Here is a 12,573-nt window from a genome sequence, read left to right as displayed (position 1 = left end):
ACGGGTGTGACCGGCGGACTCCTTGTCTGGACCAGGGTCCGGCTAGTTCACCCCCGCGGCCCCCGGTTCCCCGTGGGTCCCCGTCGGTTCTGGCGCGAGAGTGGCGCGGCCCAGGTGCCGACCTGCAAGCGCAGCAGCCCCAGTTCGGCGCCCTCGATCAACGCTGCCACCTGCGACTTGGCTGTCGGTGGTTGTCAGCGTTGGTCGTCGTTGAGAGACGGCCCGAACGGGGGCGTCGCCGTGCCTCCTTGGGTCGAACTACAGGCGTGGCGGTCGCTGAGGTCATCTGGGGCCCCGATATCGGCTTGGCCGACCGGGCCCGGAGTGCCAACGTCCTGTACATGTAAGCCGGCAGAGCGGCGGATGCATGCCGTCAGGCGCGTCCGCCCCTCTTTCTGATTGAGGGGAAAGGCCCTTGTCCATGTCGATTCTCCACCGGGTTTGCGAGCCTTTTCCCGATGCGTCAAGCACGCTGTCGCGGGCGCGGGCGATCATGCGCGATCTGGCCGACTGGAACGGCACCCCTTGGCCCCAATTGGATCTGGTCACGACAGCCGGGCAGTACATGCACGCAGTTCGCACATTCGGCGCCGCGCTGGCCGCCTGGGACCGCGACCTGCCTGGGTTCGGACCCATCCGGGATGAACTGCAGCACCGCGGTGTCGCATTCGACTGGGAAGAGCGGAGCTACGTGTTCATTACGGATATGCAGCTCCGCCCGGACCTGGCCGACCTGTGGCCGCTGCCCGAAGGCCTGTCCCTTTCCCTGGCGAGGACTCCGCCCTTCGGTGGCCCGGACAGCGAGCCCGAGGACGACTGCACCGAGGAGGAACTGGACCGGATGGTCTCCGCACTCGGGCCACTGTCCATGGAGGTCAGCTGGAATTGCGGCTGGCGGGGCCTGTCCGATTTCAAAGGCTGTGGCGTGCAGATCTGTCTGAATTGCATCCAGGTCGACCAGCACGTCGAGCTGGCCCCCGGTGAGTTCGGGGTCTGGGTCTCCCTCGGCTCCCGCGTCGCCTGGAGCCCGGCCGGCCAGGCATGGCTGCGTGACTCGGGACTGCCACTGGGCGAACCCCAGACAGGCTGAGAGCGCAACCGGAGCGGCCGGCCCGTATCCGAGCAACGTCACTCAACCGATGTAGGGCTCCGTCCGGTTGGCCAAGTCGTGATCGATTCGCATCCGTCGGGCCCCAGACGGACTCACAGTCAAGGCACCCAAGAGCGCTCGCACGTCCGGGCAGGGCGTCCGCGCGTGGCTGGGGGAGACGTCCGGGCTGAACTGGCCGTTCCGTGCTGGGCTGTTGCTGCTCGGTGCGCTGCTCCTGAAGAAGGTCATCGTCGCTGTGGCCAGCGGTCTGGCCCGGCGCGTGGATGCGGCGCCGTGACTGATGTGGCCGCTCGTGATCGCTTGGCTGATCGCGGCGTACCGGGTTGGCCGCCCGGACTGGCAGCCGTCCAAGGCTCGTGAGGCGGAGTCCGAGGTGACCGTCGAGCGTGAGGAGGGCGAGCCGCACCAGGGTCCGGCGGCTCCGGCCGGGGCCGAGCTGGTGGCTGCGGTCCGTGAGATCGGTACTCCGCATGCCCATCTCGCCGCTCTCGCCGAGCACTTGGGGACGACCGGCGAGCGAGTCCGAGAGGGCTGCGCTTGCGGCGGGAGGTCACGACCGTCCGTATGCGGGGGCGCGGCTCGTCCACGGGGGTGCGTGGTGACGTCCTTCCCCCGGCTCCCCTCCCCCGCCCCTGACTCTGTTGTTGCCGCTGGTCAGGCCACCAACAACGACAACAACAACGCGTCAGGAGATGAGCAGCGTGAGGGGGGTTCGTGTACAGCACATTGAGGGCGAGCTGATCGTCTACGACCTGTCGGACAGTCACCGTCACCACGTGGTCCGCAAGTCATAGCACCATGCCGATTGTCACGGTCAGGTCACTTTCGCCGAATCGCGGCAACCACACAAGTCATTCACATGTCACACACCCGCAAGACACAAGAACCTCAGGGGGCACCATGAGCCAGCAGTACCCGCAGAACCCGCAGCAGCCCGGCTACGGCTACCCGCAGCAGCCCGGCCAGCAGCAGCCTGGATGGGCCGGCCCCGGCGCGCCGCAGCAGATGTGGGGTGCCCCGCCGCCGCAGCCTCCGAAGAAGTCCAGCGCGGGGAAGATCATCGGGTTCGGGTGCCTCGGCGTCGTCGCCCTGTTCGTCGTGATCGGCATCGTCGCCGCGCTCGCGGGCGGCGGCAGCGACTCCACCGACAACAGCAACAAGGACAAGGCCATCGCCGCGGCCAGCAGCGATCCGAAGGCGGACGACTCGCAGAAGGCGCCCGCCAAGAAGCCGGCCGAGAAGCCTGTTGAGTCGAACAAGACGCAGGCCGAGCAGTTCCAGGCGTGCGTGGCCAAGTCCGGCACGCCCACCGAGAAGTCGGCCGTCAAGCACGTCACGAAGGTGACCGGCACCGACAAGCGCAACGACCTCCTCGACTCGGCCGAGGTGTGGACCGACTACACCGGCGGATTCATGAGCGATAACTCGGGCGACGCGAAGCTCATCGCGACCGCGTTCACGTCCTGCTACGAGTCGAAGAACGGTCTCGTCACCGTGTACGGCAAGGACGGCGACATGATCACCAACGCCAACTACTGAGACGGCCGTACGAACTGGCCCCGCCGATCCATTCGGCGGGGCCAGCCCACTTCGTATCCCTTGGGGGACCATGACCAGCGCGACACCGCCGCCCATGCCCGACTTCCCGCCGCCCCCGCCGGCGCCGAAGAAGTCCCGCACGAACCTCGTCATCATCGGCTCGGCCGCCGCCGTCATCGCTGCCGTCATCGGCACCGGCGTGGTGGTCGTGCAGTCCAGAGGCGACGACAGCAGGCCGGCCGCGGTCACCAAGTCGGCGAGCGAGGAAGCCGTCACGCCCGCAGCGGAGCCGGATCCCACGCCGACGTACACCGAGCTCACCGCCGACAGCTTCACGGTCAAGCTTCGGACCACCGAGCGGCAGTGCTTCGGGTCAGCGGGCTGCAATGTGACGGTCGAGCCGAAGCTGACCTTCCTCGGAGACACGGAGGAAATCGATCCGGACGCCACGTACGAGATCACGTACGAGATCCACGGCGACGAGTCCGGTCCGGTCATCGAGACGGCTGAGCTGACGGACCGGACAAGCCTGAACTACACGCCGTCTCTGATCAGCACGTCCTCGTCCCGTACGAAGGTGTCCGTGGAGATCGCCGACATCACCCGGGGGGGATGAGTCGGCGTAGCCGGATGTGCAGCGGCCCCGCTCCTGAATCGCTCCAGGGCGGGGCTTTCGCATGTCATGGTTCGGGCGCCACCCTTCACACGGTGCCCACTGCAGCAGATGATGCGGCCCAGAGCTACGCCCACCCTCGGGGGATTACTTGTCCGACTACAGCGATGTGCAGCGCGCGGTACGCGGGGGAAAGCACCGCATCTGGATCCCATGGCTATGTGCCAGCGTGATCCCGCCGATCGCGGGCCGGGCGGTCGATGGCCTCGGCGTGGTGGGCATGGTCATCCAGGAGGTGGTCATCTTGGCGTGGATCGCATTGATGATGGTCCTTATCCGGATGACGGGCGCGTTGAATCGGAAGGCTGCAGCAGCGCGGCGTGAGGTCCTCGGGGACGACTACCCGGGCTGATGCGGTAGTGACAGGGCTCGCCTGATTGCCGTAGCCGGGAACGGCAGCTGCGCAAGTCTTCGCAGGGCTACAGGGGTGTGGTGACCCCTCGCGTGGCTGCCGTGTGAGCATGGTTCGGCCCCGACTGGTTGTCCGGGCGGGTCCGTAGTCATCCCCTTCCCCCACGTTCCGGCGGGACTCCCCTGCCGTCGTACAGGTCGAGGCAGTTGGCCACGAAGTGCATACCATCGCGGAACTCGCGAGAGAAGCTCTTAGAGGCTGCACCCACCTCGTCCGCCTGGTCACGGAGCCAGTCCGCCAGCTCGGCCTCAAAGCTCTGAAGCAGTTCCTCAACTTCCGACCGCTCGGCGCCATGCCCGAGCAGCGTGCCGACGATCGCCCGCCGGGCTGGCGGGAGGGACTCCAGCGGTTCGCAGGCGGGCCCACTCATGTGGTGGGCTCCTTGCCCGGGCGTCCCCAGCCGTGGCCGTTGAGGTCTGGGTGCGTCATGCAGAACAGGCGCAAGGCTGTCCGCCGACGGTCAGCGTCGACCACGGTTGTTCCCCCGTGTTGTGTCAGGGGAGTGATCGGGCTTGATTCCCCGACGCAAGAACGGTCCGGGGATTCGCCGGTCGTGACGCTGGTGTCCACACTCCAACGGGCTGCCAGACATATCGATCACCTGGGATTCCAAGACAACCCTGTTGGGGTCACCGTCCTCGAAGAGCCACACGCTCACCAGCTCGTCCGCAGCGGTCACCGCGAACTGGACGTTGACGCCGTCGCTGACCGGCGAGACGGTAACGGTCTCCCCCGGCTCAAGCCAGAAATCCTCGCCGTATGGTTCGACGAAGAGGCACAGCGGGACGCTCCCCGCATTCTCGACCGGCAGACTTCCGTGCACTGGATCACTCACTCCGCACCCTGACGGCCAATCATCCACGCACCGGCCAGCACTCGCGAGCGGCGCCCGGCCATCTCCGTCCGCCGCCGCTGAAAGTCCTGCGAATCCCGCCGCCCCCTCGATGCGAGCTACGGGCGGGACGGTCGGTGAGGTCTGCTCGGCTGGTCAGACGGTCATGTAGGGCTGCTGACGGTTAGGTCCGGTCGCGATGGTTGCTGTACCTCGCTGCTGTACAGCCAGACCAGAGGTCCGCGATCTCCGTTTTAAAGGTGCGGGGGTGGGTGATTGCTGGCGGGACCTGCGGAGACGTGGCTTCAAGTAAGGCCTGGTGCCTGCACCACTGCCGCCGAGTCCCCGTGAGTCCCCGTCCGACCAGGCACGGCCGTCAGATGAGCCGCCAACGCCAGCACCACGGAGCGAGGTCGGCTGTCGGGTATTCCTCCCGGCCGCCAGCCCGCTGCACGAGAAGACGACCGCCGTCCATGGAGACCCGATCTCCTGGCATGAGCAGCAGAGGACGGTCGAGGCGGAAGATCCAATCCGGATCAAACCTCACCTCGCTGAGCAGCAACATCCTGGGGGCCACCGCTGGAGTGCCGAAAACTCGCATGGCTCCATGGTGTATCGAACAGGGATCCGTGATCACCTCTTTAGGAGCGAGGTGGGGCGGTCAGGAGACCGAGCTGGGAGTTTCCTGGTTCGGCGTAGTACGGCCATCGTGCCCGCTCTGTGCCGCGATTCCCCGTGAGTGCCCGCCCGTTCTGGCACGAGAGTGGCACGGCCCGAAGGCTGGGCCATGCCTGCGCCTACTCTCTAGGCCATGGACGACTCAGATGCCTTTCGCGCAGCGGTCAGGGCGCGTTTGGCGGTCATGCTGAACAGCGATGCTTCACCGTACGAACCGGCGTTGGAGGTCCTGGGCCTTGCTAGTGGTGGGATGCCGGTCGACGACGGCGATGAAGCCTGTAATTCGCTGACGCTCATCTGGGGCGAGCTGACCGATTGGGTCGAGCTCCGGCCTTCGGAAACGGATCAAGCAGAGACGCATATGGTGACTGCCGCCCGTGAGTGGCTGACCGTTGAAGGTGATCGAGAGGCCGAGGGCCAGTACTTCGACCGTTGGCTTCACGACATCCTTGGGTACGAGCGTGCCGCTCCGCCTCAGCATTAGTCCACGATCTTGAAAACCGTCGTGGCGCGAGTCACCGTGGGTTCAAATCCCACACCCACCGCCAGCAGAAACGGCCTCTGCCCAGTCGATACGGTTAGGGGCTGTTCTGCTGCCTGGTGCCCGCCGACGACCGCCATTCCCCGTGGCTACCTGTTCGACCGGGCACGCAGGGGGCACGCTGTCTAGACTGCCGCCTGGTAGACCTCGAGCTTCACTGGTCTCTGCTCACGGATGGCTGCCCAGGCATCCCGCGTGGTGAGGGCTTCTAGCCACTGCCCCAGATCCTCACCTGAGTCGTGAAAGAACCAAGAGGTGAAGTCTCCCAGAGCGACCAAAGCCGGTACCGGCTCGTAGATCAGCTCGCAGTGGACCTGGACGAAGTGGTCATGGTCGCCGTCCTCGCCCAGCACTTCGAATTGGCGTGTGAGGTCGAGTGAGAAAGCCTCCGGACCATCGAAGCTGTACACCCCATACTGAAACAGCAGACCGTCGGCGTCGGGCGAATCCGCCGTGCTGAACCGCATCGGAAGATTTCAAGTCCAGTGAGACGGTCGTGACGCTATGAGGTTTGTGGTGCGGGTTCCCTGCGCTTGGCCGGGTCGTTGATCCATGCCTGCTGGGGTATCCGGGGTGGTCGGGGGCGGCGGCCGAAGCGTTCGGGATGGCGGGCGTATGCCTCGGCGAGGGTGACGGCACGCTGATCACGGACCTCCTCGGCGGTGCCGAAATGCACGCTGGCCGGTGTGTGCCAGCCGATGCCCGAATGCCGGTGCTCGTGGTTGTAGTACGCGATGAACGCCTCGAACCACTCACGGGCATGGGCCAGCGAGTCGAACCGTTCGGGGTAGTCGGACATGTACTTCGTGGTCTTGAAGTGGGCCTCGCTGTAAGGGTTGTCGTTGGAGGTCTTCGGCCGCGAGTGCGACCTTGTCACCCCGAGATCGATCAGCAGCTGGGAGACCTTCTTGCTCGTCATCGAGGTGCCGCGGTCCGCGTGCACGGTCTGGGGCACGATGCCGTTGCGGGCGATGGTCTCGCGGATCAGCTCCCCGGCCCGCACCGCTGATTCGGCCCGCTCGACGGTATGGCCGACGACGTAGCGGCTGAAGATGTCGATGATGACGTAGGCGTGATACCAGACGCCCTTGACCGGTCCGGCCGCCTTGGTGATGTCCCAGGTGAACACTTGTGACGGTGCGGTGGCGACCAGCTCGGGCACTGTCTTCGCCGGGTGGGTGGCCTGGCGGCGGCGCTCGCCGGACTGCCCCTTCTCGCGCAGGATCCGGTACATCGTGGAGACGGAACAGTGGTAGCGCCCGGCATCCAGCTCGCGGGCCCAGATCTGCGCGGGCGGCAGCTCGGCGTACTCGTCGCTGTTCATCATCTCCAGGACCGCCGCCCGCTCCTCGGGTGCGAGAGATGAGGGCTGGACCTGCGGTTTTCTGGGTTTCCGCTCGGTCGGGGGCCTCAGCCGACGGTAGTGGGTGGCCCGGGAGCGGCCGGTCAGCCGGCACGCGGCCGTGATGCCCAGTTCGCCCTGGACGCCGGTGAACGCGTCGTCGACCACCGGTTCGGCGGCAGCGTTCAGCCCGCGCCCTCGGAGATCATTTCCAAGAGCGCGGAAGCTTTTCCCATGACTTCCAACGCGGCCTTGTTCCGGGCCAGTTCCTTCTCCAGCCGTTCCACCTGGCGGCGCAGCTTCTCGTTCTCCGCCTCGGCAGCAGGCTTCTTCGGCCTCGCCGGACTGGTCCGCTGGTCGACCAGCTTCTCCAGGGCCCCGGCATCCCGCGCGGCCCGCCATTCCTTGACGTGCGAGTGGTACAGACGCTCGCGGCGCAGGACCGCGCCCTTCTCATTCTTCGGGGCGGCGTCGTACTCGGCCACGATCCGCAGCTTGTACTCCGGACTGAAGGTGCGGCGCTTCGGCCGGGGAGCCGGGTCGGACCCGGCGGGGGCGGTGCTGGTCATGAGGGGGTGGTTCTCCTGTCGTGCCCTCTCAGGCTAACCCGACGAAGCGGGATGTCTCCCCCAAGGCTGACAGAGAGGGCATCCGGCCGAAGCGGATGAAGGCAGACCATGCGTCCTCAGCTGTTGTAGGGCTCGATAGCTGGCCCACGCGCAGCTCCGCCCGAAGGAGGTCTGCCGCTTCGCCGATCGATGGTCTGCCGGACATGCGTTGATCCCGTCTCTCGCGGATGAGTGCTCAGCGTACGAGCGCGGCCGGTGGAGCGGCTTTGGGCGGGAGCTGCCATGGGGCGAGTGATCATGGCCCCGTAAGCTTCCGGCGAGTCGGGCAGTCTGTGGACCTGCCCGTTAAAGCACGACGTTGGGGCCATGATCTTCGAGGCTAGCCCCATGATGGCTGCCTAATAAAGCCGCGGAGCCGACCGCCCAGCCACGACGGGTTCTCACCTCATGCCGCCGGCCAGCCCTCTCCAGAGCGCGCGTCGGCGCAGCGCGGGCGGAGGGGGCCGAAGGCAGGAGCCGCGCCCGCAGTGGAGCCGGGAGCGCGCCCGGCGGAGCGGAGCGCAGCCGGGGCTTGATGAAGCAAGGAAAGTTCTATCCCGTTGAGATCAGGCGCCTGTTGTCTTGTCTCGGTTGATGCTTGACGTTGTGGCTTCACCTGATGCCTGACGGCGACTCTGTCGTCGCTACGTAAGGCTGCTTGGTTGAGCGTCGAGGTAGAGCACAGTTAGCCGCGGCAGGCGTTGGCGCATCTGCTGGGCATCATCGAAGTCGAACGACTCACCCATGCCACTGGCGTCGTCCGTGCTGTTGGGGCGATCGGCAATGTACGTGGCCCATGCCTCCCAGAAGTCGTCTGTGTCACCGGTCAGCCGCTCGTACGCTGTGGACGAAACGAAGTTGAAGTCCTCATCGAAGATGACGTCCTGGTCACCGACGGCTGCCGCGGTACGCACAGCAGGGTGCTCGGCGAGCGTGTCCGGGTGGGCAGCTACCTGCTCGTACCACTCGTGCCCGAGTGCCACCACGCCTGCGGTGAAGTCGCTGAACCGATCATCAGAGCAGCCGCTAGCGATGAGGTAGGCAGCCGCCCAGACGTCCCAGCGATAGACCGCCTTGCGTAGACGGGAGAACTGGTACTCGAAGGCGAGGATCTCTCCTGGGGAGAGGGCCGACAAGTGATCAACCACGGCTACATCGAGCGGCTTGTCTCCGTCCTTCGCCACGTCGAGCACGCGCCAGAATGCTTCGGTGTCCATGGCACGCAGTCTGGAGGGGCGCTGTGACAGCGTTCTGCACGCAGGATGGACGCTGAAACGCGAGTTTTTCGGCAAACCGCCAACCGCGCGAGCCTTCGGCCGGCCTAACTCAGGCGATGAGGAGATTGCGGCCGTCGTGGCTCCGGACGTGCGGGCCGTCGCCGTCCAGGGCGTCTAGCAGGCGGACCGCGAAGACTTTGTCGATCGTGAAGGATCGCCCGCCGGTACGGCATCGCTCCTCCGACCGCTTCCGGCGTTCGCACCGCCAGGGCGGCAAGGCCGCGTACCTCGCGGAGTCCGCGCAGTCCGGTGCCACGGCCAAGGTGAGCGTCCTCTACATCGGCCCCATGCAGGCCCCCGAGGATGCCGCGGAGCGACTGGGCGTCTCGGCCGGCACCCAGGTGCTCGCCCGACGCCGCCTCTACTTCCGCACCGGCAACACCCTCGCCGCGACCGGCGGCGCCACCACCCGCGAGCTGATGCACGCATGGGTCACTCGTCGACGCGGGCCGCGCTGATCTATCAGCACCTCGTCAACGGCCGCGACCGCCAGGTCGCGGACTACGTGGACGGTCAGATCAAGAAGGTGAAGCGGCCCCCGCACGGACCATCTGGCACGTGAGTGGCACGGCGGCGAAAAGTCGCCGAGAAAGATCAAGGCCCAGGTCTCCGGCTTCGCACCGGTTGACCTGGGCCTTAGTCGTGTCCTGAGACTGGTGGGCGCGGACGGTTTCGAACCGCCGACATCCGCCTTGTAAGGGCGGCGCTCTACCGCTGAGCTACGCGCCCAGGACGAGTCGACAGCCTACATCGATCCAGGGGATACCCCGCAAACGCACATGACCGGGAAAGCGGCAGGAACCCCGGCAGGGGGTTAACCCCACCTCGGACCGGGGAGTCCGCTCCATCCTCCCGAGGGCCGCCGATCCGTACGGTCGAAGAACACTCCGCTTCGGTACTTCAGGCTCTCAGGGGGATATTGTCATGGCTCGTACGACGACGCACACCGGTCGGTCAGGCCGGGTCGGGCGCACTCGGTTGATCGCCGTCGCCGGGGCCGTCGCGGTCGCCGCCACGGTCGCCGCCTGCGGCAACGACGCCCGCGACGACCGGCACCCCGACCACCGCTCCTTCGCGCTGCACGGCCGTACGCTCACCGTCGACTCCGACGACTCGGCGCTGGAGATCGTTCCGGCCGATGTGCACGAGGTCCGGGTCACACGGTGGTTCCAGGGGACGGTCGTGGTCGGCGGGGACCCCCGGGTGACCTGGGCCATGAAGGACGACCGGCTGGTGCTGCGGCTGAAGTGCTCCGGTCTGGTCGCCGACTGTTCCGCACGGCACCGGATCGAGGTGCCGCGCGGGGTGGCCGTCAAGGTCGAGGACGGTGACGGGAGCGTGCGGGCGCAGGGCTTCCAGGAGGCGCTGACCATCCGGACCCAGGACGGTTCGGTGCGGGTGAGCGACTCCACGGGGCCGCTCACGCTGGACAGCGGTGACGGGTCGGTGCGGGCGACGGGGGTGGGCTCACGGCGCGTGCACGCCGCGACGCGGGACGGCTCGGTCCATCTCGAACTGGGCACCGTGCCCGATCTCGTCGAGTCGAGCAGCGAGGACGGCTCGGTCACGATCTCGCTGCCGCACGAGACCTACCGGGTCACCACCCACACCGGGGACGGCTCCGTCCATGTCTCGGTCCCGCGGGATCCGGGCAGCTCACACGTGGTCGACGCGCGGACCCGGGACGGGTCGGTCACGGTGCGGACGGCGGGGTAGACCGCGGGCCGGGCAAAGAAGTGGTAGAGCCGCGGCACATCACGAACCGAACGCCCCGTGTGTTCGTCCTCAACCGGTGGGAGAATGACACCGGGCAGGGCGGATGACAGCACGGGAGAGGGATGTGACGGCGACACCACCACAGCCGTGTACGCCGTTTGCGCCATGCGCGCACCACCGATCGCCGAGCGTCGGGCCCGGCCGCACGACCACCCCGGTCGCACCGTCCGAAGTCCGGGGACACCCGGGCACGTCCGGCGGCGCCGGTGCCGCACCCGCCCGTGCCCCGGTCGGCTCCCGGGGCCGCACCGCCCTCCGTGACACCCTCGCCCTCCTCGCCCTGCCCCTCGTCGCCGCGCTCGTGCTCCCCGGCGCCTTCGCCGGGGGCGGGACACGGCGGTGGTTCGGCGGACGGTCCGAGGGGCAGCGGGCCGAGGCCCAGGCCGCAAAGGACGCCGCCGCGGCCGCCTTCTACGAGCTCGACACCGCCCAGCGCGATCTCAGGATCTCGATCGAGACCATCGACGCCGTGGACGACTCCCCCGCCGCCCGGCGCGCCATCACCGACTTCGAGGCGTTGGGACGGCGCATCGACGAGGCCAGCCAGCGGTATATCCAGGCCGTCGACGCGCACGACCTCGACCGCGTTGATCTCGAGGCCTCCGCCGCCTCACGGGCCCGCACCGAACTCACCGCGGCCAAGGACGAGCTGGGCCGCGTCAAGCAGGAGCTGGATCGTTTCGGCGCGAGCCTCGGACCCCTGCTCGGGAAGGCCGAGACCCAGCTCGCCCGGCTGGTCCCGGCCGTGGAGCGGGCCCGCCAGGCGCTGCTCGCCGCCAGCAACGCCCTGGACGGCGTCCGGTCCTCCGGGCTCAAGGCCGACGACCTCGCCGCCCGGCTCGCCGCCCTCGCGCCCGAGCTGACCAAGCTCAATCAGGGGGCGGGCCGGCACGGCGTGGCGCAGACCCTGGAACGCGCGGAGCGTGTCGCCCGGGAGGCGGAGGGCGTGCGCACGCAGGCCGAGCGGCTGCCGGAGCGGGCCGCCGAGATCGATCACCGGCTCGTCTCACTGCGGACCCGGGCGCAGGCTCTCACCACGCGTGCCGGCCAGGTCGAGCCCGTGCTGAGCGAACTGCGCCGCCGGTTCGCCGCGGCCTGCTGGCAGGATCTGCAGCAGGTCCCGGAGCAGGCCGGCGAGTCCGTGCGGCAGGCCGAGCTGAAGCTGAAGGAGGCGCAGGCCGCGCGCGAGGCGCAGCGCTGGCCGGACGCGACCTCGCTGCTGTCGACCGTCCGGGCGCTGCTGAACACGACGGACGAGGCCGTGTCCGCGGCCGGTGACCGGCTGGGGCGGCTGAACGCCGTGCAGAAGGACCCGCAGCAGGAGATCGAGCGCACGCGGTTCGCGATCCGGGACGCGCAGCGGCTGGCGATGACGGGGCGCAACAAGCCCGATCCGCGGCACGCCCGGCCGCTCGACGACTCCGTGGCCCGCCTGGACCGGGCGGTCGCGTCGCTGGAGGGCCGCCACCCGGACTACTGGCACTTCCTGACCGAGACCGAGGCGGTGCGCCGGACGGTCGCACGGGTGGTCGGCAGTATCCGTGAGGAACGCGGCACGGGAGCGTCGTAGCACGGGGTGCGGCGCCGGCTGAGGGGGCCTCGCGGTGTCCACACACGGCACAGAGACGGGGCAGAGGCCGGACAGCACGGGGACGGTGCGGAAGCCGACGGCACGGGAGCGTCGTAGCACGGGGTGCGGCGCCGGCTGAGGGGGCCTCGCGGTGTCCATACACGGCACAGGGACGGGGCGGAGGCCGGACAGCACGGGGACGGTGCGGAAGCCG

At 68.1% G+C, this 12,573-nt stretch carries 13 protein-coding genes, 1 tRNA gene and 2 pseudogenes; 8 read left to right on the top strand and 8 right to left on the bottom strand.

Annotated features, from left to right (window positions below):
- The first annotated feature begins 421 nt into the window (after nt 1-421).
- The 4 genes from RCR19_RS25700 (at nt 422) to RCR19_RS25685 (ending at nt 3,675) form a co-directional block, all read left to right on the top strand.
- Entirely contained in the window at nt 422-1,090 is a 669-nt protein-coding gene (locus RCR19_RS25700; protein ID WP_331267270.1) for a hypothetical protein, read from the top strand.
- 921 nt (nt 1,091-2,011) lie between these two features.
- A complete protein-coding gene (locus RCR19_RS25695) occupies nt 2,012-2,650 on the top strand; it encodes a hypothetical protein (protein WP_331267269.1) in 639 nt (212 codons plus the stop codon).
- A gap of 70 nt (nt 2,651-2,720) precedes the next feature.
- Nucleotides 2,721-3,266 carry a hypothetical protein gene (locus tag RCR19_RS25690; protein WP_331267268.1) on the top strand — a complete coding sequence of 182 codons (546 nt, stop codon included), beginning with the start codon at nt 2,721-2,723 and terminating at the stop codon, nt 3,264-3,266.
- Nucleotides 3,267-3,414: 148 nt separating this feature from the next.
- Nucleotides 3,415-3,675 carry a hypothetical protein gene (locus tag RCR19_RS25685; RefSeq protein WP_331267267.1) on the top strand — a complete coding sequence of 87 codons (261 nt, stop codon included), beginning with the start codon at nt 3,415-3,417 and terminating at the stop codon, nt 3,673-3,675.
- Nucleotides 3,676-3,823: 148 nt separating this feature from the next.
- Here the strand turns inward: RCR19_RS25685 and RCR19_RS25680 are convergent, their stop codons facing one another.
- Nucleotides 3,824-4,105: a hypothetical protein gene (locus tag RCR19_RS25680; RefSeq protein ID WP_331267266.1), complete on the bottom strand. Its 282-nt coding sequence runs from the start codon at nt 4,103-4,105 to the stop codon at nt 3,824-3,826.
- Between the two features lie 90 nt (nt 4,106-4,195).
- Nucleotides 4,196-4,570 (bottom strand): hypothetical protein, encoded by a 375-nt coding sequence (locus RCR19_RS25675; RefSeq protein WP_331267265.1) that lies wholly within the window; start codon nt 4,568-4,570, stop codon nt 4,196-4,198.
- Between the two features lie 808 nt (nt 4,571-5,378).
- Between RCR19_RS25675 and RCR19_RS25670 the strand changes: the two genes are divergently transcribed.
- Nucleotides 5,379-5,729 carry a hypothetical protein gene (locus RCR19_RS25670; RefSeq protein WP_331267264.1) on the top strand — a complete coding sequence of 117 codons (351 nt, stop codon included), beginning with the start codon at nt 5,379-5,381 and terminating at the stop codon, nt 5,727-5,729.
- Between the two features lie 182 nt (nt 5,730-5,911).
- Here the strand turns inward: RCR19_RS25670 and RCR19_RS25665 are convergent, their stop codons facing one another.
- The 5 genes and pseudogenes from RCR19_RS25665 to RCR19_RS25645 all read right to left on the bottom strand — a co-directional run.
- The gene (locus RCR19_RS25665; protein WP_331267263.1) at nt 5,912-6,253 is read right to left on the bottom strand and encodes a hypothetical protein; all 342 of its coding nucleotides are present in this window, start codon (nt 6,251-6,253) and stop codon (nt 5,912-5,914) included.
- Between the two features lie 35 nt (nt 6,254-6,288).
- On the bottom strand, nt 6,289-7,296 hold the full coding sequence (locus tag RCR19_RS25660; RefSeq protein ID WP_331267262.1) for an IS3 family transposase: 1,008 nt from the start codon (nt 7,294-7,296) through the stop codon (nt 6,289-6,291).
- 17 nt (nt 7,297-7,313) lie between these two features.
- The gene (locus tag RCR19_RS25655; RefSeq protein WP_331267261.1) at nt 7,314-7,697 is read right to left on the bottom strand and encodes a hypothetical protein; all 384 of its coding nucleotides are present in this window, start codon (nt 7,695-7,697) and stop codon (nt 7,314-7,316) included.
- A 683-nt stretch (nt 7,698-8,380) separates the two neighbouring features.
- Complete coding sequence (locus tag RCR19_RS25650; RefSeq protein ID WP_331267260.1) at nt 8,381-8,953, bottom strand: DUF4240 domain-containing protein; 573 nt, start codon at nt 8,951-8,953, stop codon at nt 8,381-8,383.
- 109 nt (nt 8,954-9,062) lie between these two features.
- Nucleotides 9,063-9,152, bottom strand: a pseudogene (locus tag RCR19_RS25645) (NUDIX hydrolase); the annotation flags it as partial.
- A gap of 1 nt (nt 9,153) precedes the next feature.
- Here RCR19_RS25645 and RCR19_RS25640 point away from each other — a divergent pair.
- Nucleotides 9,154-9,384: pseudogene (locus RCR19_RS25640) on the top strand (GntR family transcriptional regulator); the annotation flags it as partial.
- Nucleotides 9,385-9,667: 283 nt separating this feature from the next.
- Here the strand turns inward: RCR19_RS25640 and RCR19_RS25635 are convergent.
- Nucleotides 9,668-9,742: transfer RNA gene (locus RCR19_RS25635), tRNA-Val, on the bottom strand.
- 195 nt (nt 9,743-9,937) lie between these two features.
- On the opposite strand from RCR19_RS25635, the gene RCR19_RS25630 reads away from it, so the two are divergent.
- Nucleotides 9,938-10,729 carry a DUF4097 family beta strand repeat-containing protein gene (locus RCR19_RS25630; RefSeq protein WP_331267259.1) on the top strand — a complete coding sequence of 264 codons (792 nt, stop codon included), beginning with the start codon at nt 9,938-9,940 and terminating at the stop codon, nt 10,727-10,729.
- 103 nt (nt 10,730-10,832) lie between these two features.
- Complete coding sequence (locus tag RCR19_RS25625) at nt 10,833-12,359, top strand: hypothetical protein (RefSeq protein ID WP_331267258.1); 1,527 nt, start codon at nt 10,833-10,835, stop codon at nt 12,357-12,359.
- The last annotated feature ends 214 nt before the right edge of the window (nt 12,360-12,573 follow it).

The sequence above is a fragment of the Streptomyces sp. WAC07094 genome (assembly GCF_036320405.1).
Classification (GTDB): Bacteria; Actinomycetota; Actinomycetes; order Streptomycetales; family Streptomycetaceae; genus Streptomyces; species Streptomyces lannensis.
The sequence above is the reverse complement of the archived record's forward strand: the minus strand, read 5'-3'. Positions and strand labels throughout refer to the sequence as shown.

What these genes read in the sequence shown, in the direction of transcription:
- RCR19_RS25700 (WP_331267270.1), top strand. Translation starts at nt 422, where the DNA reads ATGTCGATTCTCCACCGGGTTTGCGAGCCTTTTCCCGATGCGTCAAGC.
- RCR19_RS25695 (WP_331267269.1), top strand. Translation starts at nt 2,012, where the DNA reads ATGAGCCAGCAGTACCCGCAGAACCCGCAGCAGCCCGGCTACGGCTAC.
- RCR19_RS25690 (WP_331267268.1), top strand. Translation starts at nt 2,721, where the DNA reads ATGACCAGCGCGACACCGCCGCCCATGCCCGACTTCCCGCCGCCCCCG.
- RCR19_RS25680 (WP_331267266.1), bottom strand. Translation starts at nt 4,105, where the DNA reads ATGAGTGGGCCCGCCTGCGAACCGCTGGAGTCCCTCCCGCCAGCCCGG.
- RCR19_RS25670 (WP_331267264.1), top strand. Translation starts at nt 5,379, where the DNA reads ATGGACGACTCAGATGCCTTTCGCGCAGCGGTCAGGGCGCGTTTGGCG.
- RCR19_RS25665 (WP_331267263.1), bottom strand. Translation starts at nt 6,253, where the DNA reads ATGCGGTTCAGCACGGCGGATTCGCCCGACGCCGACGGTCTGCTGTTT.
- RCR19_RS25655 (WP_331267261.1), bottom strand. Translation starts at nt 7,697, where the DNA reads ATGACCAGCACCGCCCCCGCCGGGTCCGACCCGGCTCCCCGGCCGAAG.
- RCR19_RS25650 (WP_331267260.1), bottom strand. Translation starts at nt 8,953, where the DNA reads ATGGACACCGAAGCATTCTGGCGCGTGCTCGACGTGGCGAAGGACGGA.
- RCR19_RS25630 (WP_331267259.1), top strand. Translation starts at nt 9,938, where the DNA reads ATGGCTCGTACGACGACGCACACCGGTCGGTCAGGCCGGGTCGGGCGC.
- RCR19_RS25625 (WP_331267258.1), top strand. Translation starts at nt 10,833, where the DNA reads ATGACAGCACGGGAGAGGGATGTGACGGCGACACCACCACAGCCGTGT.